The organism is Roseibium sp. MMSF_3247, assembly GCF_030733765.1.
In the GTDB taxonomy this organism is placed as follows: domain Bacteria; phylum Pseudomonadota; class Alphaproteobacteria; order Rhizobiales; family Stappiaceae; genus Roseibium.
The window spans coordinates 765,928-786,166 of the sequence record NZ_JASHII010000002.1 but is presented as its reverse complement, the minus strand read 5'-3'; the positions used below and the strand labels follow the sequence as shown (position 1 = coordinate 786,166).

General features: G+C 56.4%; 19 protein-coding genes. 4 read left to right on the top strand and 15 right to left on the bottom strand.

Features of this window, described 5'->3' with window-relative positions:
- Positions 1–176: 176 nt before the first annotated feature.
- Positions 177–368, bottom strand: a complete 192-nt coding sequence (locus tag RBB44_RS09000) for a helix-turn-helix domain-containing protein (protein WP_306147044.1) — start codon at positions 366–368, stop codon at positions 177–179.
- Between the two features lie 261 nt (positions 369–629).
- Here RBB44_RS09000 and RBB44_RS08995 point away from each other — a divergent pair, with 261 nt between their 5' ends.
- Together RBB44_RS08995 and RBB44_RS08990 are read left to right on the top strand one after the other, a co-directional pair.
- Complete coding sequence (locus tag RBB44_RS08995; protein ID WP_306147043.1) at positions 630–1,172, top strand: phosphoribosyl-AMP cyclohydrolase; 543 nt, start codon at positions 630–632, stop codon at positions 1,170–1,172.
- A gap of 375 nt (positions 1,173–1,547) precedes the next feature.
- A complete protein-coding gene (locus RBB44_RS08990; RefSeq protein WP_306147042.1) occupies positions 1,548–3,440 on the top strand; it encodes a PhoX family phosphatase in 1,893 nt (630 codons plus the stop codon).
- Between the two features lie 67 nt (positions 3,441–3,507).
- Here RBB44_RS08990 and RBB44_RS08985 read toward each other — a convergent pair whose 3' ends face one another.
- Positions 3,508–4,203, bottom strand: a complete 696-nt coding sequence (locus tag RBB44_RS08985; protein WP_306147041.1) for a type 1 glutamine amidotransferase domain-containing protein — start codon at positions 4,201–4,203, stop codon at positions 3,508–3,510.
- Positions 4,204–4,343: 140 nt separating this feature from the next.
- Here RBB44_RS08985 and RBB44_RS08980 point away from each other — a divergent pair, with 140 nt between their 5' ends.
- Positions 4,344–5,237 carry a LysR family transcriptional regulator gene (locus RBB44_RS08980; RefSeq protein ID WP_306147040.1) on the top strand — a complete coding sequence of 298 codons (894 nt, stop codon included), beginning with the start codon at positions 4,344–4,346 and terminating at the stop codon, positions 5,235–5,237.
- A 51-nt stretch (positions 5,238–5,288) separates the two neighbouring features.
- On the opposite strand, the gene RBB44_RS08975 is transcribed toward RBB44_RS08980, so the two are convergent.
- Complete coding sequence (locus tag RBB44_RS08975; RefSeq protein WP_306147039.1) at positions 5,289–6,782, bottom strand: multicopper oxidase domain-containing protein; 1,494 nt, start codon at positions 6,780–6,782, stop codon at positions 5,289–5,291.
- A gap of 218 nt (positions 6,783–7,000) precedes the next feature.
- Between RBB44_RS08975 and RBB44_RS08970 the strand changes: the two genes are divergently transcribed.
- Positions 7,001–7,540, top strand: coding sequence for a LuxR C-terminal-related transcriptional regulator (locus RBB44_RS08970; protein WP_306147038.1), 540 nt, complete (start codon positions 7,001–7,003; stop codon positions 7,538–7,540).
- A 64-nt stretch (positions 7,541–7,604) separates the two neighbouring features.
- Here RBB44_RS08970 and lpxB read toward each other — a convergent pair whose 3' ends face one another.
- The 12 genes from lpxB to pyrH all read right to left on the bottom strand — a co-directional run bounded on the left by lpxB (position 7,605) and on the right by pyrH (position 20,218).
- Entirely contained in the window at positions 7,605–8,801 is a 1,197-nt protein-coding gene (gene lpxB / locus RBB44_RS08965) for a lipid-A-disaccharide synthase (protein WP_306147036.1), read from the bottom strand.
- On the bottom strand, positions 8,798–9,682 hold the full coding sequence (locus tag RBB44_RS08960) for an LpxI family protein (RefSeq protein WP_306147034.1): 885 nt from the start codon (positions 9,680–9,682) through the stop codon (positions 8,798–8,800). The genes lpxB and RBB44_RS08960 overlap by 4 nt, the downstream gene beginning before the upstream one ends.
- A 13-nt stretch (positions 9,683–9,695) precedes the next feature.
- A complete protein-coding gene (lpxA, locus tag RBB44_RS08955; protein WP_306147033.1) occupies positions 9,696–10,484 on the bottom strand; it encodes an acyl-ACP--UDP-N-acetylglucosamine O-acyltransferase in 789 nt (262 codons plus the stop codon).
- Positions 10,485–10,490: 6 nt separating this feature from the next.
- On the bottom strand, positions 10,491–10,955 hold the full coding sequence (gene fabZ, locus RBB44_RS08950) for a 3-hydroxyacyl-ACP dehydratase FabZ (RefSeq protein ID WP_008192525.1): 465 nt from the start codon (positions 10,953–10,955) through the stop codon (positions 10,491–10,493).
- A gap of 66 nt (positions 10,956–11,021) precedes the next feature.
- Positions 11,022–12,059: a UDP-3-O-(3-hydroxymyristoyl)glucosamine N-acyltransferase gene (gene lpxD, locus RBB44_RS08945; RefSeq protein ID WP_306147032.1), complete on the bottom strand. Its 1,038-nt coding sequence runs from the start codon at positions 12,057–12,059 to the stop codon at positions 11,022–11,024.
- 100 nt (positions 12,060–12,159) lie between these two features.
- On the bottom strand, positions 12,160–14,538 hold the full coding sequence (gene bamA, locus RBB44_RS08940; RefSeq protein WP_286183669.1) for an outer membrane protein assembly factor BamA: 2,379 nt from the start codon (positions 14,536–14,538) through the stop codon (positions 12,160–12,162).
- A gap of 173 nt (positions 14,539–14,711) precedes the next feature.
- Positions 14,712–15,848, bottom strand: coding sequence for an RIP metalloprotease RseP (gene rseP, locus RBB44_RS08935; protein WP_133950038.1), 1,137 nt, complete (start codon positions 15,846–15,848; stop codon positions 14,712–14,714).
- Positions 15,849–15,947: 99 nt separating this feature from the next.
- Positions 15,948–17,159 (bottom strand): 1-deoxy-D-xylulose-5-phosphate reductoisomerase, encoded by a 1,212-nt coding sequence (locus RBB44_RS08930; protein ID WP_306147031.1) that lies wholly within the window; start codon positions 17,157–17,159, stop codon positions 15,948–15,950.
- An 8-nt stretch (positions 17,160–17,167) separates the two neighbouring features.
- Positions 17,168–18,010 carry a phosphatidate cytidylyltransferase gene (locus RBB44_RS08925; RefSeq protein ID WP_306147029.1) on the bottom strand — a complete coding sequence of 281 codons (843 nt, stop codon included), beginning with the start codon at positions 18,008–18,010 and terminating at the stop codon, positions 17,168–17,170.
- 15 nt (positions 18,011–18,025) lie between these two features.
- Positions 18,026–18,793 carry an isoprenyl transferase gene (locus RBB44_RS08920; protein ID WP_209177730.1) on the bottom strand — a complete coding sequence of 256 codons (768 nt, stop codon included), beginning with the start codon at positions 18,791–18,793 and terminating at the stop codon, positions 18,026–18,028.
- Positions 18,794–18,826: 33 nt separating this feature from the next.
- On the bottom strand, positions 18,827–19,390 hold the full coding sequence (gene frr / locus RBB44_RS08915) for a ribosome recycling factor (RefSeq protein ID WP_008196500.1): 564 nt from the start codon (positions 19,388–19,390) through the stop codon (positions 18,827–18,829).
- A 105-nt stretch (positions 19,391–19,495) separates the two neighbouring features.
- Positions 19,496–20,218: a UMP kinase gene (pyrH, locus tag RBB44_RS08910; RefSeq protein ID WP_306147027.1), complete on the bottom strand. Its 723-nt coding sequence runs from the start codon at positions 20,216–20,218 to the stop codon at positions 19,496–19,498.
- Positions 20,219–20,239 lie beyond the last annotated feature (21 nt).

The window sequence follows — 20,239 nt, the reverse complement described above, 5'->3', positions numbered from 1 at the left end:
TTTGAGTGGAAGTTTTTGCGTGCCTTCGGTGCACAAGCTCTCAAATGCGTGTGCCTTCGGTTCGCGCGTTTTGTTTGTTCGTATGACTGTTTGCGCCAATTAATCAGCGGGCAATTTTCGGCGTTCGCCGATTAAACAGACTGTGCAGCAGTAACTAAAAGCATGGGCCGACTGGCTTATTTCCAACTGGGAGCTCTGGTCGCGTGTTCGTTCACAAAGGCCTCCAGGTCTTTGACCGCCACGCGAAACTCCCGGCCGAGCTTTACGGCCCGCAGTTCCTCTTGATGGATCCAGGTCCGTACCGTTGGTTCCCCCACCTTCAGGAGTTCAGCGATTTCATGCGTTGTCAGAAAAGGTTTGCTCAGCATCTTCAGCTCCGATGTGTGCTCACCGTATCTGCGGGCAGCTCAACAGCCATTGATCCTCGTCAAACACTCTCAACTATTTTCAAAAACGCTCAAACGACATCAGGTCGGCTCACATGCCAAGAGAAAAGATCAATTGGCAGGCCAGTAGATGGCATGCAGCCCGGCTCAAACATTAAATTCTTTTAATTGGTAACGTGATTGTCGACTTCCCATCTCCAGGTTGTCTTTGGATGAACTTGCCATTTCCTGGAGGAGAGAAGTATGTTGAGACCTGCCGCTTTTGCAATTGCTGCCGCGCTCGCAGCGACCGCCGTGTCCGCCACCGCGGCGACACAGTCCTCTGCTGAACTGACGGAGAAGGAGGTCACTGCCCTGAAAACCGCCTGGGGCGAAGGCATCGTCAACATCGGCAAGGTGCATTCGGACGGTGGAGACTATAGAGCGGCGGCAACAAACCATATCGAGCAGTTTTATGCTTACGGCGACCGCCCTGTCCTTTTTAAACCAACGCTCGCCAGTGAAGATCAGTTCCGGGGAGACTTTGACGCGGCCCTCTCCTACTTTGTGGGCGGCGATATCTCCGAGGACAATGGCTTTGCGATCGCGCCTTATAGCAATGTCCGCTGGGAACCGGAGGGCATGGTGATCAGCGGCGAAACCGCCATGACCATGGGCAACTACTACTTCATGACCACTGACGGCACAGAAGTGAAGGTTGAATACACCTTTGGTGTTGAGCGGATGGAAGATGGCGATCTGAAGATCGTGCTGCACCACTCATCTGTTCCTTTTTCGCCGAGCTGAGAGCTGCAAAGGACCCTGTAACTCTTTGGGAGGCGTTGGCAGTACGCCACAGCCTCCCAACGTGTTTTCCAACCCATGCCTCCCACTGTTCGGCTTGATCAAGATGAACTCAAACGGGGCCACGATACCGGAACAAACCCGGACAAATTTCATATCTTTTGGAATGAATGACGGCGGGAAGCGTCATCCATTTGAAATCAAAATTTGCATAGATCCGATGGGTACGGGCGTTTCAATCGAAGCGATGAAACGGTCGTTCAGATCATCGCTTTGACAGCTAAATAGTTGCAGCTATAGTCAATGCGACCCTGGCGGGTGCCAACCAAAAATTCTTAGCCAAGACCGAGAACGGTCGCTAGCCTGGAGGAGCCTTCAATGGCCAACATCGACACCAAAGATTTGTCGTTCGATGAATTTGACGAGGTCGTAAATCCCCGTCCCGAAGAGAATGATTTTGACCGTATCGTTGAATCGGCCATCAGCCGCCGCGGCTTTCTGGGCGGCGTTTTGGCATTTGGCAGCTTTACCGCCCTTGGCACGAGCCTGGTACCGACCGGTGCAAAAGCCTCGGATGGCCGCTTTGCCTTTACCCAGATCCCGACTTCGACAGCGGATGCAGTGATTGTTCCGGAAGGCTACAAGTCGGAAATCCTGGTGCAATGGGGCGATCCATTGTGGTCCGATGTTCCCGAGTTTGATGATGCGACCCGCGGCACGGCGGATAGCCAGGCCCGCGCGTTCGGCGACAATACGGACGGCATGGACGTGTTCTCCCATGACGGCAAGACGCTTCTCGTCGTGAACAACGAATACACCAACCGCGACATCATCGCGCTGAGCGCTGAAGACAAGCGCATCATGGCCGAAGACGACATTGCCAAAGGCATGATGGCCCACGGCATTTCAGTTGTTGAAATCGCCAATGACGGTGGCGCCTGGAAAATCGTCAAGGACAGCCCGTACAACCGCCGGATCACGCCGCAAAGCGAGATGGAGCTGACCGGACCGGCCGCAGGCCATGACTTGATGAAGACCGAAGCCGATCCAACCGGCACCAAGTCTCTTGGGACCTGGAACAACTGCGGCAACGGCGTCACCCCATGGGGCACGTACCTGACCTGTGAAGAAAACTTCAACGGCTATTTTTCCGCTCCGGAAAATCCGGACCACGAAGTAACTCCGGAACTTGCTCGGTATGGCGTGTCTGCAACGGACTGGGGCTACAACTGGGCTGTAATTGAAGATCGTTATGATGTCTCCAAACATCCGAACGAGCCGAACCGCGCCGGTTATGTTGTCGAGATCGATCCGACCGACCCGACCTCCACACCGAAAAAACGAACCGCCCTTGGTCGTTTCAAACACGAAAACGCCGAAGCCGTGGTCAACAATGACGGCCGCATTGTCGTATATATGGGCGATGATGAGCGCGGTGAATTCGTCTACCGCTACGTTTCCAACGGTGTTTACGCACCGGGTGCTCCGACTGACGCACTGTTGGACGACGGCATTCTTTATGTTGCGAAGTTCAGCGACAACGGCACCGGCGCATGGGTGGCCCTGACCCCGGAAACAACCGGCATGGATCAGGCTGAAATCCATATCCATACCCGCCAGGCAGGATCCAAAGTCGGCGCAACCACCATGGACCGTCCGGAGTGGATCTCGGCCAATCCAAAGGCACCGGAAGTCTACTGCTGCCTGACCAACAACAAGAACCGTGGGGTCAAGCCGAATGCCGGCGGCGACGACACATCCGTCAACGGTCCGAACCCGCGCGAGAAGAACAACTACGGGCAGATCGTGCGCTGGCGCCCGGATGGCGGCGACCATACGGCTCCGGGTTTCACCTGGGATCTTTATGTTCTTGCGGGCAACCCAACCGTTCATTCCGATGCCTATGCCGGCTCCGCGAACGTCAACGAAGAGAACATGTTCAACTCGCCGGACGGCCTGGCTTTCGACTCCAACGGCCTGGTCTGGATCCAGACGGACGGCAACTACAAGAACGAAGGCGACTTTGCCGGTCAAGGCAACAATCAGATGCTTGCCGGCGACCCGGTTACCGGTGAAATCCGCCGCTTCATGGTTGGTCCGAACGAGTGTGAAATCACCGGTCTGACCTGGAGCCCGGATCGCCGGACCATGTTTGTCGGCATCCAGCACCCGGGCGAGCGCGGCAACAGCCACTGGCCAGCTGGCGGCACATCTGTTCCGCGGTCCGCGATCATCGCAGTGAGCCGGGAAGATGGTGGCCTCGTCGGCTGACACCGTTTCCCTAGAGCAAAACAAAAGGGCGCCAAGCGGCGCCCTTTTTCATTTCGGTCTTGTGTGCTTATCCGAGCTGTGCGAGCACTTTTTCTGCAACAGCCTCAGAACTTGCCGGGTTCTGGCCGGTGATCAAATTGCCGTCTTCGACCGCAAATGAAGACCAGCTGGCCACGCTTTCATATACCCCGCCCTTTGCCTTCAACTCATCTTCAAGAAGGAATGGAACCACATTTGTCAGGCCAACGGCGTCTTCCTCGGCATTTGTGAACCCGGCAACCTTTCGGCCGTTCACAAGCGGTGCTCCGTCTGGTGTTTTGGCATTGAGAAGCACTGCGGGTGCGTGACAGACCGCGCCAACGGGTTTGCCGGCGTTGAAGAAGGTCTCGATCAGACCAATGGACGTCGTGTAATTGGTTAGATCCCACAAAGGGCCATGGCCGCCCGGGTAAAAGATCGCGTCATAGTCCGCAGCGTTTACGTCATCCAGTTTCAGGGTGTTTGCCAAAGCCTTCTGGGTTTCCGGGTCGGCATCAAACCGGCGGGTTGCGTCGGTTGCCGCAGACGGATCGGAACTCTTTGGATCGATCGGCGGCTGACCGCCCTCCGGCGAAGCAAGCGTGATATCCGCACCAGCATCTTTAAAGGCATAGTAAGGGGCGGCAAATTCTTCGACCCAGAAGCCGGTTTTCTGACCAGTGTCGCCAAGATCTTCATGGCTGGTCAGAACAATCAGAACTTTTTTGTCAGATACCTGCGGCATTAAAATACTCCCTTGTCAAAAATGGACGGACAATCTGTCCGGCGTGACCTTGATTTAATTCGCTCACCCAGTAATACCAATGGCAAATTAATTGGCCCTAATGTCACAATTATTAATACAAACTTGGGAGCGTGGGTCGCATGGAGGCGTCAATCGAACACCTCAAGAGCCTAATGGTTTTTGCGCAGGTGGCAGACAGCGGGTCGTTCAGCGCAGCCGGCCGGCATCTCGGCCTCACCCGCGCCGTTGTCAGCTATCACGTGAACAAACTGGAAGACGCCTACGGGCTCAGCCTTTTTCACAGGGCACCGCGCAGTCTGAAGATCACCGAAGCCGGAGCGAAGCTGCTCGGCCATTGCCGGATCATCATGGATGAGACCGTGGCCGCTCAGCGAGCCATTGAGCGCTATAAGCAGGAGCCGGAGGGCGTTTTGCGCATTTCTTGCCCTGTGAGCGTTGGCCTTAATCACATGGTTCCGGTTCTCGGTGCCTTTCACAAACTCTATCCGAAGATCAAGCTCAATGTCAGTTTCTCAGACACGGTTGTCGACATTCTGGAAGAGGGCTTTGATCTTGCAATTCGCGGCGCCCCCCTGCCCGATTCAGACCTGAAGGCCACACGCCTCGCAACGATCACGACCTGCCTGTGTGCGGCCCCCAGCTATTTTCTAGCCCGGTCCCGGCCCAAAACCATCGATGATCTGAGTGACCATCAATGGGTGCTGCACATGAACAAGCAGAAGGTGGAGATTCTCATCCCCGGAGGCGCCTCGAAAGTCTTCGAACCGGAGGGAAGCATCACCACCAACAATGCCGTTGCCCGGACAGCCTTTGTGGAGGCAGGCCACGGCATCGGACGCATCCCGCGCTATGATGCCGATCCGAAAATCCGGGCAGGCCTCTTGGAGGAGGTTCTTCCGGGAACACGGCTGCCGGAAATCGCCATCTACGGCGTCTTTCCACCCGGCGCTGCCATGTCGGGCAATCTTCGCCTCTTGCTCGATTTCACAAAACAGGCTTTTCAGACCAACTGAACCTCAGTCCGTTCTAGAAAACAGCCTGTTTCACGGTTCAAAATGCCAAAACTAGGTGACTGTGAACTGTCCCATCATTCCGCGATCCTCATGTTCGAGGATGTGGCAGTGATACATGTATGGATACTGTTCTGTCGCGACGTGATCAAACCGCACTACAATTTCAGACCAGTCGTCGTCATCCAGCACCACTGTATCTTTCCAGCCTAGCTGGTCTGCTGGAACCGCCTCTCCTTCCATCTGCTCGATCAGGAACGAACACCCATGAATGTGAAAGGGGTGAGCGCCCTGGTCTGACCGGATGCGCCAGCGCTCCCAGACACCAAGTCCAACGCGCTCGTTGATCACCGACATGTCCATGACAGCGCCGTTGATGGTCATGTCCATCTTGCCGTGACCGTCATGGCCCACGTGATCACCGCTGTGATCCATTTCGAGAACAAATTCCCGAACGTTCTTGATCTCATGTTCCTCAGGATGCCTGATATGGGCGAGCTTATCAGGCAACGGCGCCTTGTTGGCAACCAAACGGGCATCCGGACGCAAGGTCAAGGATGCCCTTGGTGGCGCGGCATTGTCCCCGCCAACCAAGTTGCTCAAGCTGCCGATAATGCCTTCTCCCTCGTCATCGACCTCATCTTCAAAGAAGGTCAACAGTTCCAAGGAGTTGGCGTCAGCCAAATCAACGACAATCTCACACCGTTCGCCAGGCGACATTTCCATTGTTGTCATGGGGACAGGTGTGGGCAGAAGACCGCCATCCGTCGCAATCTTGTGAAAGACGCGATTGTCGGAAAAAGCGATCACATAGAACCGTGCATTTGCGCCGTTGAGCAGCCGCATACGAACCTTGCCTGCCGGGACATCTGCCACAAGCGGCCCGATGGCGCCGTTGATGACCACAGTGTCCCCAAACCAACCGTCTTCATCCGCATCATAGAGGGAATAGACGAACCGGCCCTCAACATCGAACGTCCGATCTTGAATGATTATCGGCAAATCATCCACACCATACCGGTTCGGCAGGTCCATTGCGTCGCTGTCGTCATCGTCGATGATGATCATGCCAGCCAGGCCGCGGTAGACTTGATCCCCTGTCTTGCCATGGGTGTGTGAGTGATACCAGCAGGTGGCTGCCGGTTGGACAATGGACAAGGAAGGTTGCCATCCTTCACCCGGCGCCATTTCCAGTTGGGGCCCGCCATCGACATCTCCTGGGACATGGAGGCCGTGGCCATGAATGGAAACGCCCTCCTCCAGCGTGTTCAGGTAGTTCAAGTTGAGTTCGGTGTTCCGGCGTGTCCGCAAAGTCGGTCCAAGAAAATCCTGGTTGATGCCGAGCGTTGGTGTCTTCACACCAGCCAGAAAGGTGTGTTCGCCAGCCCGGATTTTGAGATCAACCGGCTCTTCATTGGTGCCGTCAGCCAGGGGCGGTATCGGAAGAATGGTCGGAGCTGTTGTCGACCAGGCAGGGCTGATCAGGGATGCCCCGAACAGGGACGCGGAACCGGCAAGAAGCTGTCGGCGAGATAGGCGAAGTGACATTCAGGTCCCCAAATCAAAGATACGACCAAGACTGTTTGCGGCCATCCAGGAGACAAGCAGGATCACCGCCGTGATGCCTGAAATGTGTGATGATACCGACGCGAGGAATCCATCGGACAAATGCCGGATCAAAGAATTCAGATATCCGGCAAAGGGTCAATTTTGGGAACAAACCCGGTTTTGGTATGTTGGACGCCCCATCGATCAAGGAAATTCAAATGATAGATGCCTCGGGGCAATTCCGTTACCGGCAAACCATCTTTGTTGTGTTCGTGCTGATCGTTTTTGGCACCAGCGTCGTCGAGATTGTCACGGAGTTCATGAATGGAGAAACGTTGACCACGATGGTCGACGACATGTCAGGTGTGGCGGTCAGCGCGCTTGTGCTCATGGGCTTTGCCTATGAGCGGCATGCCCAACACAAAGCGTTGAAAGACCTCCGGGGCAAACTGGAAAGCGCCCGCGGGCAACTCGCGAAGCTCGATGCCCGGTCTCCTCAGCTTGCCGGACAGTATCGCGCGGTCATGCAGAAGCAGTTCGATGCCTGGAGTTTGACGGCAAGCGAGCAGGACGTTGTAATCGGAATGTTGAAAGGATTGTCCTTCCGAGAAATCGCAGAACTGCGGCAGACGCGGGAAAAAACCGTCCGCCAACAAGCGACATCAGTTTATCGAAAGGCTGGCGTGAACAGCCGCAATGAGCTGACGGCCTGGTTTTTCGAAGACATGTTGGACGCCCCACCTGTTCGCGAGCCCTAAAGCGTCATGATGGATCCGTTTGCGGCCTTCTCAACCCAGTCTTAAAGACTGGGCCCCATGTTTCTTAGTTGTTTTTGCTCAAACACCGGATCACGACGTCCGCTGCGGCCGCGCTTTGGCTGTATCCATCCGGCAAACGCATGACGTCATCAAGGCGGCTGAGTTCGGCGACCTGTGTTGCCCGTTCAGGACTGTCGGTGAGATATCTCGTCAGAAGAGGTGCAAGCACATCCGGCTGAACCTCATCATCAAGAAATTCGGGAATCGCCTTTGTCCCCAGGATGATGTTTGGGAGTACAAAAGAGTCGACGCTGGCGAATTTGAAGATCTTGTTAAGGTCATTGAGCCTGCGGAAGAACCAGTCGACCTTGTAGGCCACGACCATCGGCACACCGGCAAGCGCCAGTTCCAGTGACACAGTGCCGGATGCTGCCAGAGCGGCATGCGCACTCCGAAAGGCCGCCCGTTTTGCGTCAAGGCCGGTTACGATTTCCGGCTGGACCTGCCAGTTGGAAACACCCTCCCGAATCCGGTTTTCCAAATGGGCCACTGCAGGCAAGACCACCCTCACCTCCGGCATATCCGCCTTCACCCGAGTGACCGTCTCGCCAAAAACGTCGAGAAGCCGGGTGATTTCGCTTCCCCGGCTGCCCGGCAACACCAACAGGACTTTCTCGTCAGCCTCCAGCGGTGCGCGTTCCCCTTCAGACGGGCGCAAGAGATCGGCGTTCTCACTGAGCGGGTGGCCGACATAATGGGTGCGCGGACCGCCGAGCCTTTTGTGAACGCCCGGTTCGAACGGAAGAAGCGCCAGCAACTCGTCGACATAGACGCTCATTTTTTTTGCCCGACCCGGCCGCCAGGCCCAAACCGACGGCGACACATAGCCAACCACAGGAATGTGCGGCGCCCGTTTGCGCACGCGTTTTGCTACGTTGTGGGTGAAGTCCGGACTGTCGATGATGACCAGTACATCCGGCTTGGCAGCGATGGCAGCGTCGACGGTCTGATAGACGCGCTTCACGATCAAGGGCAAGCGCGCCAGCACCGCAGACAGTCCCATGACCGAGACATCGGACATGTTAAAAAAGCTGGTGAGCCCAAGAGCGGTCATGCGCTCACCGCCGACACCGCAATACCGCACGCCGGGGCCGAGTTTTTCGTTCAGCGCCTTGATCAGTTCCGACCCGAGTAGGTCGCCAGATTCCTCACCGGCAACGATGCAAACGGTGGGCATGGCGTTGGCCTCAGGCGTCGTCATTCGACCGGACCTTGAGACAAGGCAGACTGATCAATGCCGATGACAAACAGACCTGCCCGATCTGCCTGCGCCAGTGTTTCCTCACGATCAGAAATCAAGGCACCGCCTGCTTCAACCGCTATGCCTGCCAGCCCCGCGGCTTCGGCCCGCTCAATCGTCCGTGGACCGATGGTGGGCAGATCAACCCGCAGATCCTGATTGGGTTTGGCGGTCTTTACCAGAACACCGGTCTTGTTCTTTGCCCGGATCCGGCCGCTGCCGCGCAAATCTGCGCAACGCTGCAGCATTGCATCGGTGCCTTCCGCGCCCTCCAAAGCGACAACCCGGCCACCAATGGCCACAGCCGCCTGTCCAATGTCGAGTTCACCCAGTTTCTGGGTCGCGGTCAAGGCAAGCTGAATGTCGTGCCAATCGGTGTCGCGCGGCTGGGTCTGTCCTAAAACGCCGCTGGCTGCGAGAAGCCCGGGTGCAACATCCTTGATCCCCACCACGCGAAATCCCTCTACCTCGAAAAGACCAATAACCTTGGTCAGTAGGCTGTCATCACCGCCGGCAAGCGCGCGAATAATGGTCGGCAACCGGCGGAGCGTGCCAAGATCACCCAGAATAGACGCGAAATCCGGGCGTTTCGACACACCGCCAATCAACATCACATCCCGGCAGCCACTCTTGTTCAAAAAGGCATAGAGCCGGCCGATTTCTCCCCAGCCGAGCTCGGCAGAGGCGAGCGACCGTGTTGCCGCATCGGCCTCACCGCGGATCGCGACCACCTTGCACTCCCGGCCTGCAGCCGCCAGGGCATTGGCAACCTGCAGCGGGATTCGGCCATTGCCGGCAATCAATGCGACCGGAGCATGGGAGGCGGTTTCGGCCAATGTCATGTCCAATACCCGCTTATGCAGGTGTGCAGAAGCGCCGGTCTTCCTCTTCAAGGATGAAGTCGGTCACTTTCTTTACCAGCGGCTGATCTTGAGTGGTTTCAGCAATTGCCTCGGCGCGCGTGCGCAAAGTGCCTTCGTTGCTCTCGAACAGCGCCTTATAGGCAGCCCGCAAGGCGTGAATTTGCTCACGCGGAAAATTCGCGCGTTTCAATCCGATCAGGTTCAGTCCGCCAAGATTCGCCCGGTTACCGGTCACCATGCCAAACGGAATGAGGTCGTTCTCAAGGCCGGCCATGCCGCCGACAAAGGCATTGTCGCCAATCCGTGTGAATTGAATAACAGCGGACCCACCACCGAAAATCACGTTGCTGCCGACGGTTACGTGACCTGCGATCATTACATTGTTGGACAAGATGACCCGGTCACCAAGGTGACTGTCATGTCCGACATGGGAATTTGCAAGAAACGCACAATTGTTGCCGATGGTCGTGCTCAGTCCGCCGCCCTCGGTGCCCGGATTGATAGTCACGCCTTCGCGGATGATGCAGCCTTCGCCGATCTTAAGTGTGGCGGCCTCGCCACGGAACTTCAGGTCCTGTGCCTGATGACCAACCGATGCGAACGGGAAGATGGCAGTGCCAGCTCCAATGGTTGTGTCACCGGCAAGCGCAACATGAGACTTCAGCTCAACGTTGTCGCCAAGTGTCACCTGAGACCCAATGACACAATAAGGGCCAATGCGCACGCCGACGCCGATTGTTGCACCGTCTTCAATGATCGCTGTTGGATGGATATCAGCCATAATTCCTCACGCGTCTACCAGCATCGCGCTGACCTCGGCTTCGGCGACTTTTGCGCCGTCAACCATGGCAACCGCATCGAACTTCCAGATGTTGGCACGTTGCTTGATTTTCTTGACGTGAAAATGGACCTGATCGCCCGGCTCCACAGGTTTGCGGAACTTCGCCCTATCGATGGTCATGAAATAGACCAGTTGCGGCGGGGCATCGGCACCGCGTGCATGAACACACAAGGCACCTGCCGTTTGCGCCATGGCTTCGATCAACAGTACACCCGGGAAAATTGGCCGTTCCGGGAAGTGGCCCTGAAACTGCGGCTCGTTGATGGTGACATTCTTGATGCCGATGCAGCTGTTGTCGCCGTCCATCTCGATGATCCGGTCAATCAGCAAAAACGGATACCTGTGCGGCAACAGCTTCATGACTTTCATGATGTCCGCTGTTGCGAGCGTTGTTTTTTCTGTTTCGTCCATTCTTCGCCCCTTGGCGGAGGTCCGCCAAAACTCTTCAAGTAATTAGATGTGTGAACTGCTGTCCGTTTACGATTTGCCGCCGCGTTCTGCAAGTTTTCTGACTGCAGCAACTTCGCGGAACCATTGTTTCACAGGTTTTGCGGGCGTTCCGCCGTAGCGTCCGCCGGCTTCCAAGCTTTCGCTGACAACGCTGACCGCCGCAACCTGAGCACCCATGCCGATGGTGACATGCCCGCCCACACCGCTCTGTCCGCCAATCGCCACATAATCTTCAAGCGTTGCGCTGCCGGAAATCCCGACTTGGGAGACGATGACGCAATGACGGCCAATGACGACATTGTGGCCAATCTGGACCTGGTTATCGATCTTCGTGCCTTCACCAATCACGGTGTCGCGGTTGGCCCCGCGGTCAATGGTGGTGTTGGCGCCAATCTCCACGTCATCCTGTATAACAACCCGCCCGACTTGTGGCACTTTCAAGTGTCCGCCCGGACCCATGGCGTAGCCAAAACCGTCTTGCCCGCAGCACACACCAGGGTGAAGATAAACGCGATTGCCCAAGATTGAATGCTGGACGGAACAATTGGCGCCAATGACACTGTCACGGCCGATACGCACGCCTGCCCCAATCACTGCATTGCCGCGAATGACAGTCCCAGCACCAATTTCTGCGCCTGCCCCGATAACCGCCCCAGGTTCAACGCACACACCGTCTTCAAGACTTGCTGTCTCATCAACCGATGCGCGCTCGGATACGCCTCCGACACCATGGTCACGCGGGACCATTGCCTCGGGAAAGAGATGAGCCAGCACTTTGGCCCAAGACCGGTAGGCATCCTTGCACACAAGCGCGGCAACGCCTTCGGGAACCTTGTCCTTGTGGCGTGTGCTGACCAGGCAGCCGGCTGCCGCAGTGGTGGTCAGCGCGTCGAGGTAGGCCGTATTGTCGAAAAACACCAGCATGCCCGGACCGGCGTCTTCAAGCGGAGCAACTCCGGTGATTTCGGTTTCCGGTGCGCCGTTCACCAGCTCGGCCTCTGCCCAACCGGCGATATCGCCGAGGCGTACACCTTCTGGAAAGTGAAAGAATTTCGGCTCGGACATCGGCATATCCTCTTTTGAACACCTGCGGTCCGGTTTGACCGTAACAAAAACGGCCGCCGTTTGATGCGGCGGCCGTCGGTTTTTGGGTAGAAACCGCGTCTTAGAAGGTGGTGCCACCACTCAGGCGGAACACCTGGGTGCGGTCAGAGTCTTCTTTCAGGAGCGGGTAAGCAAAGTCTGCCTTGAGCGGACCGAATGGCGACTGCCACCGGATACCGAAGCCGACTGAAGCACGCAGGTCAAATCCATTGGAAAGGATCCGGCCGCCGCCAGCTTCAACGATATCAACCAATTCGTTGTCGGCATCCCACAGAGAGCCGGCATCGGCAAACAGTGCACCACCAAGACCCAGTTCTTTCGGAATGCCCGGGATCGGGAACTGTGCTTCAGTTGTCGCTGCAAAATACCAACGGCCGCCGATCGCGTCATCAGACGTCGCATCACGAGGGCCGATACCCCGGTTTTCAAAGCCGCGGATCAGGTTGCCACCAAGCATGAACTGCTCTGACACCCGAAGACGCTCATTGAGGCCGATGATGTTACCACCACGGAACTGAACGCTGCCGACGAGGCCATAGTCAGCGAGGATTTCCTTGTAGGCACGTGCCTGGATTTCACTCTTGATGTACTGGCTATCGCCACCAACACCGGCAAACTCCTGCCTGAAGGAGGCATAGATGCCGTCCGTCGGGTTTAGGTTGCGGTCAAGAGTGTTGTAGCGCAGCTCATAACCAACCAGCGAGGTCAGGTATGTTCCAAGAGAGTCACAGACAGCCAGCGAGAGGTTGGCAGTGCTACAGTTATTGATCCCGGTCGAGCCGTATTTGCCGTCGGTGTTCTTCTCCTCGTAGATTGCATAGAACAGACGGAGTGTTGTCTCATCTTCGCGCAGTGGCAGGGTAAAGCCGAAGCCACCGCCTGTCCGCTCTTCGTCAAAAGACCGGTAGCTGTTGGCATCATTAACCTGACGGTAGACATCGAGGTCCAGCGCGACCCGGCGGCCCATGAAGAACGGCTCGATGAACCGGAACTCGTAGGTCTGGGTATCGGAACCACCACCAACACCGATTTTAACGTACTGGCCACGGCCCAGGAAGTTGCGCTCGGTCAGGGAGATGTCACCGACCACGCCATCGGTCGTGGAGTAACCGATACCGAAGGAGATTTCACCTGTCGGCTTTTCTTCAACCTGCACGTTCACAATCACGCGATCCGGTGCACTGCCCTGCTGGGTCGTGATGGATACACGCTCGAAGAAGTTCAAGTTGCGCAAACGGCGCTCAGCCTTGTCGATCAGGGCGCGGTTGAACGCATCGCCTTCAGCAACGTCAAACTCGCGGCGGATGACATACTCACGGGTCCGGTCGTTGCCGATGATGTTGATGCGCTCAACATACGCCCGCGGGCCTTCTTCGATGTAGTAGATCAGGTCGATCGTGTTGTTTTCGTAGTTCCGTGAACCACGCGGACGAACACGGGCAAACGCGTAACCTTCTTCAGAAACACGGAGCGTAATGTCTTCAACGGACTGCTCGACGCGCAGGGCGTTGAATGTCCGGCCGCTGCGGGTCCGAACCAGCCGGCGCAGATCTTCCGGGTCAACTTCGGCGATCGTGGAAACCACCTCAACGTTGCCGACATCGTAGCGATCGCCCTCATCAACCGTGAAGGTCACGTAGAAGATGTTATTCTCGCGGTCGAGATCAGCACTTACAGAAACGATACGGAAATCCGCATAGCCTTTGTTGTTGTAGTATTGGCGCAGCAGCTCTTCGTCCGCAGCCAGACGATCAGGATCGTATGTGTCGGTGCTGCGCAACCAGCTCAGCAGCCCACTTTCGCGTGTGCGGATCACGTCCCGAAGACGGCCGTCGCTGAACGAGTTGTTGCCGATGAAGCTGATGCGCTCCACGCCGGTCTTCGCACCTTCATTAATTTCGAAGACCAAGTCGACCCGGTTCTGACCGCGATCAATGATCTTCGGCTCAACGGCAGCGCCATAACGGCCGCTGCGGCGATAAGCTTCAAGAATGCTTTGGACGTCGGACTGGACTTTAGCGCGAGAGAGCATGGACCGTGACTGTGAACGTACGGCTGTAGACAGCGCATCGTCCTTGATCTTGCGGTTCCCTTCAAAGGAGACCCGGTTGATCATCGGGTTCTCGGTCACGGTCACAATGACGGTGCTGCCACGCGGGGTGATTTCTACCGTGGCAAACAAACCGGTTGCATAGAGCGCCTTCAAAGACTCATCGACGTCAGCCGCGCCATAGGAGCGGCCTGGAACGATGGTCATGTAGCTGATGACCGTATCTTCCTCGATCCGGCTCGTGCCGCGAACTTCGATGTTGCGCGCAACAGCAGCTTCCGCCTGCGTTGCCCCCGCGAACGGACCAAAGTTGCCCGGAACAAACGATCCGGCTGAGAGAACCGCGGTCGCCAAAATTGCGGCTCTCAAGTGTTTCTGCAATCGCTGCATCAGTGCGCTATGCCTTTGTTTTTTAAAACCCCGTCTCGGAATTCATCCGATCACCCCCGGAGAATCCCAAAAATCGACCCATGTTTTATAGGTTTTTACCGATAACGCAACAGCAGTTGGCCGCCGAAATCGATTTAGTCAGAGGACGTTGCGTCAATGTCACGGCTCCCCGCTTAAAGGCTCATTAATCGCCAGATATCGTTCCAAGTCGCGAACACCATCAGCATTAGCACGAGGCCTAAACCAATGCGAAATCCGACTTCCTGCACCTTCTCGTTGAGTGGTTTTCCACGGATAGCTTCAGCCGCGTAGAACACCAGATGGCCACCGTCGAGAATCGGGATTGGAAGCAGGTTGATGAAACCGATCGAAACAGACAGAAAACCAGCGAGACTGATGAGCTCAATCAAGCCGAACTGAGCGACCGTTCCGGACACCTGCGCAATTTGTATCGGCCCACCTAATTGTTTTGCCGATTGCTCCCCGGCAAAGATCTCGCCGATGAAATTCACGGTATCGTAGATGATCTTATAGGTACGCAGCACACCTTCCCAAAGCGCGCCGCCAACACCGAGCTGCTTCAAGATACGGGTATTTTCGTCACTTGCGATTGCCACGCCAATGCGCGGCTCCCGGTACTCAACACCGAACTGATTGACGTCGGTGACGTAAACGGGCACCACTGTAGCAGTGAGTTCGGCCCCGTCCCGCTCGATCCCGAGGACCAGCGGCTGGTCCGGATTATGGCGCACTGTCCATTTCAAATCTTCAAAATAAGACAATGGCTTGTCATTGATCGACAGGATTCGATCACCTGTCTGAATGCCGGCTGTTTCGGCAGCTGAACCCTCGATAACCGTGGAGACGACCGGCAAGAGCTGCGGCTTTCCGTAAGCCATGAAGATCCCGGCAAAAATGATGACCGCTAGGATAAAATTGGCGATCGGACCGGCAGCCACGATCGCTGCACGCTGCCACACGGGTTTTGCGATGAAAGCTGTTCTGCGCTCTTCCTCGCTCATGCTGGCAATGTATTCCCGGTCCGGAACACTCGCGGCATTCTCGTCACCGGCAAATTTCACATAGCCGCCAAGGGGAATAAGCGACACTTTCCAGCGCGTGCCGTGTTTGTCGTACCAGCCAAACAATTCCCGCCCAAAACCAACGGAAAATGCATCCACCTTCACATTGCACCACCGCGCAACGGCAAAGTGACCGAGCTCATGAAAGAAGACGACGATCGTCAGAACAAACAGGAACGGCACCATATAGCCGATCAGAAGGTCGTAGGCAGAGCCAAATATTTCCATGAGATTTCCGATTGTTCCCGCACAGTCCTTAAGCGCTACCTTAATAGCAATGGAATTACGGCACGTTAATGATCCAGCATTCGTTTCGCACCGGATAAATTAGGCGGCGCGGCTTGAAATCCAATGCCCTGTCCAAACACGGGCTTCCTGATCCAGCGCCAAAACGTCTTCTACCGTCGCAGCTGGTGCAAGCTTTCCTTTGGCAGAAAACGCCGATAGCGCCTCTTCGACGGCTGCCGGGATGTCCATAAACCCGATCGCGCCCTTCAGAAAGGCCGCAACAGCTGTTTCGTCGGCGGCATTTAGAACCGCTGGCGCTGTACCGCCGGACCGGAGCGCCTCCAGCGCGATCCGCAGTGCCGGGAACCGCTTCATGTCCGGTGCCTCAAACGTAAGTGATCCAAGTTTCGCCAAATCCAGGCGCTCGACAGGTGCTTTCATCCGGCGCGGATAGGCCATGCAATGCGCAATCGGTGTGCGCATATCGGGACTGCCGAGCTGCGCAAGAAGCGAGCCGTCGCGGTATTGGACAAGCCCGTGAACGGCAGATTGCGGATGGACTAGCACATCAAGCTGATCAGCACTCACCGGAAAAAGGTGATGAGCCTCAATAACTTCAAGACCCTTGTTCATCATCGTTGCGCTGTCGATGGAGATCCGCGCCCCCATATCCCAATTCGGGTGTTTGAGCGCTTGCTGTGGTGTCACCCGCACCATATCTTCAAAAGCCATCGTTCGGAACGGGCCGCCAGACGCAGTCAGGATGACCTTTTCTATGCTATCCGGCTGAGAGGCCTCAAAGACCTGGAATATTGCGTTGTGCTCACTGTCGACCGGCAGGATTTCGGCGCCCTCTGCCGCAATCTTGCCCATGAACAGGTCCCCTGCGCACACCAGGCACTCCTTGTTGGCCAGTGCAATCCGCCGCCCGGGTTTAATAGCTGCCATGGTTGGCACAAGACCGGCGGCGCCCACGATCGCACCGATGACAAGATCTGTATCCCGGTCGACCGCCTCAAGCACAGCTTGATCACCGGACGCACTTTCGATCCCGCTTCCAGAAAGCCGGTTTTTCAGATCCTCATAATTGCCTGGATCGCACAAAACAGCGGATTTGGCCTTCAAACGGAGCGCCATCTCCGCCAAGGCGTCAGCGCTTGAATTGGCAACCAAGGCAACAACTTCAAAACGGTCGGGATTGCGGGCGATCAAATCCGCGACGCTCTGGCCGATTGATCCGGTCGCACCAAGAACCGTAACGCGAACCGTTTTTGCCGGATAGTCTTGCTCTTGTTCCGCCGTCAACGGCACTCTCCCACTCAGAATAGAGCCAAGCTGTTTAAAGGATCTGCAAACGTGCCACCGGCGACCAGGCCGATCAGCACCGCAAAGATAGCAGCGGCGACCAAGCCATCAATCCGATCCATGATACCGCCATGTCCGGGTATCAGCTGGCTGGAATCTTTAACATCAAATCGGCGTTTGATCGCAGATTCCAACAAATCACCGGCTTGTGAGACAATTGACAGGATCGCCGCAAGCACGGCCCAGGTCACAAGTTGGCTGGCTCCACTGACTGCCGCCACCCCGACACCGAAAACGATTGCGACAGTAAGGCCACCTATTGCACCAGACCAGGTTTTCTTCGGTGATACTCTTGCCCAGAGTTTGGGGCCGCCAATTGCCCGGCCGGTGAAATAAGCAAAGATATCTGTCGCCCAAACCACAAAGAACAAAAAGAAAGTGAAGACCAGACCGTCGGTGCCTGCCCGCAAGGACAAGAGCGCTGTCAGGGCCAGGCCGCTGTAGACGATACCTTCCGCTCCCCAGCGCCCTTCCCTGGAAAAACCGGACAAAACCAGCGTCGCAGCCGCGCCAGCAGCCACGACCAACAGTCCCTCAACGTGAAAACCGAAAAGCTTCAGACCACATGCACCGATGAGGGCTATCTGCCCAACAATCGCGGGAACCGATGTCTGCTTGGTCCCGGTGATCGTAAACCACTCTGACAGGAAAAGGATGGCAGCCGCCAACACAAGGACCGCATAGGCCCATCCGCCTAGATAAATCATCCCAAGAACGAGAGGCCCCAAAACCACTGCAGACAGAACCCGCAGCTGCAGATTGCTTTTCGTTTTGGCTGGAAGGTCTTGATCAGGCATTACCTTTTAACGGCCTCAAAGTGCCTGCGCGGTGACACCACCGTACCGCCGATCCCGGTTGCCGAAGCACTCCAACGCTTGGTCCAGCGCAGCTTCATCGAAATCGGGCCACATGAGATCCGAGAAGTAGAATTCTGTATAAGCCGCCTGCCATAAGAGGAAATTTGAGAGGCGGAGTTCGCCACTTGTACGCACGATCAGATCCGGATCAGGTAGACCCGCTGTGTCGAGCTCGGCGGAAATATGGGCTTCCGTGATGGCGCTTGGTTCGATTTCGCCGCGCGCAACCTTCTCACACAACTTCTTCACTGCAGCGGTCAGCTCCTGCCGTGCGCCGTAGTTGAAGGCAACGACCAGCTCCATGCCCGTATTGTTGCGGGTCAGCTCCTCGGCATCGAGCAAAAGCTTGAGGATCCCAGCGTCGAGATTATCGCGCTCACCGATAATGCGGATGCGGATGTTTTCCCGATGCAACTCGCTCAAGTCACGCTGCACGAACCGACGCAGCAGCCCCATCAGAAATCTGACTTCAGGCTCCGGACGGCTCCAATTTTCGGTCGAGAAGCTGTAGATCGTTACTATTCCGACGCCCCGCAAAGCGGCATGACGGATGATTTTGCGGAGTGCCTCCAGCCCCTGACGGTGGCCTTCGGTACGCGGCAGGCCGCGGGAAGACGCCCAACGGCCATTTCCGTCCATGATGAACGCAACATGGTTTGGCACATGCGAAGGCGCAGCCGAAACCGGCTCTGCATTTGCCTGTCGTTCCAGGTTGCTGCTCATCCTAGTCCTCGACTGCTGGCCCAAAGCCGCCCTTTAAACCTGCGAAATCTCCGCCTCTTTCTTCGCAAGCATCGCATCCACTTCGCCGATCATCCCATCGGTGAGTTTTTGCACTTCGTCAGATGCAACACGGCTGTCGTCCTGAGAGATCTCACCGTCTTTTTCTGCCTTCTTGGCGTCATCCATTCCGTCGCGGCGTACGTGACGGATCGCCACCTTGGCCTGTTCGGCATATTTGTGCGCAACCTTGATCAGCTCCTGACGGCGCTCCTGGTTGAGCTCGGGGATCGGCAGACGCAGCAACTGACCGTCCACAACCGGGTTCAAGCCGAGGTTTGATTCGCGAATGGCTTTTTCTACAGCGGCAACCATGGACTTGTCCCAGACCTGAATCGCAACCATGCGCGGCTCTGGTACGGAAACCGTTCCAACTTGGCTCAGCGGCATGGACTGGCCATAAGCGTCGACAGAAATCGGATCGAGCATGCTTGCGGATGCGCGGCCTGTCCGCAAACCTGAGAAATCAGTTTTCAGAGAAGAAAGCGCGCCTTGCATGCGCCGCTTCAAGTCATCCAGGTCGACACCTTCTACAGACATTTTGTCCTCACTGTTCTTGTTGCTTAAGCCAAATCAGATCCGGCGCGCCAACATGGCACAACCGCACCGAAACACAAGTGCTGCAGCCTGTTAGGCGCCGAAAAACTACTCGTCACCCACGACTGTGTAGGTTCCGGTTTCCTGCAACACACTGACCAGCGCGCCTGGCGAATGGATCGAGAAGACAATGACCGGGATGGAATTGTCCCGGGCCAAGGCGATCGCGGTGGTGTCCATGACCTTCAGGTTCCGGCTGATGACCTCGTCATAGCCGAGAGTTTCATAGCGCTCGGCCTCCGGGTTGACCTTGGGGTCCTCGGAATAAACGCCGTCCACTTGCGTGCCCTTCAAAAAGGCATCGCATTTCATTTCGGCAGCACGCAAGGCCGCTCCGCTGTCGGTGGTGAAAAACGGGTTTCCAGTGCCGCCAGCGAAAATGATCACATCACCGTCTTCCATGTAGCGATCCGCCACACGCTGAGAGAAGGTCTCGCAGATGGATGGAACCGCAACGGCGGACAAGACACGCGCGTTGACCTTGAGACGACGCAAGGCATCGGCAAGTGTCAGGCTGTTCATGATGGTTGCGAGCATGCCCATGTGGTCGCCGGTCACCCGGTTGCCGCCCTTGGCAGCCACCGCCACGCCGCGGAAGATATTGCCGCCGCCAACAACCACGCCGACCTGCGCGCCAAGCGCAACAGCGTCTGCAATTTCCTTTGCAATCCTTTGCACAATCGCCGGGTCAATTCCGAAAGCCTGCGACCCCATGAGGGCCTCGCCGGAGAGCTTGAGGAGGATCCGTTTCCAACGCAAAGGAGATGTCATCTGTGCACCTTGGGTAAAATT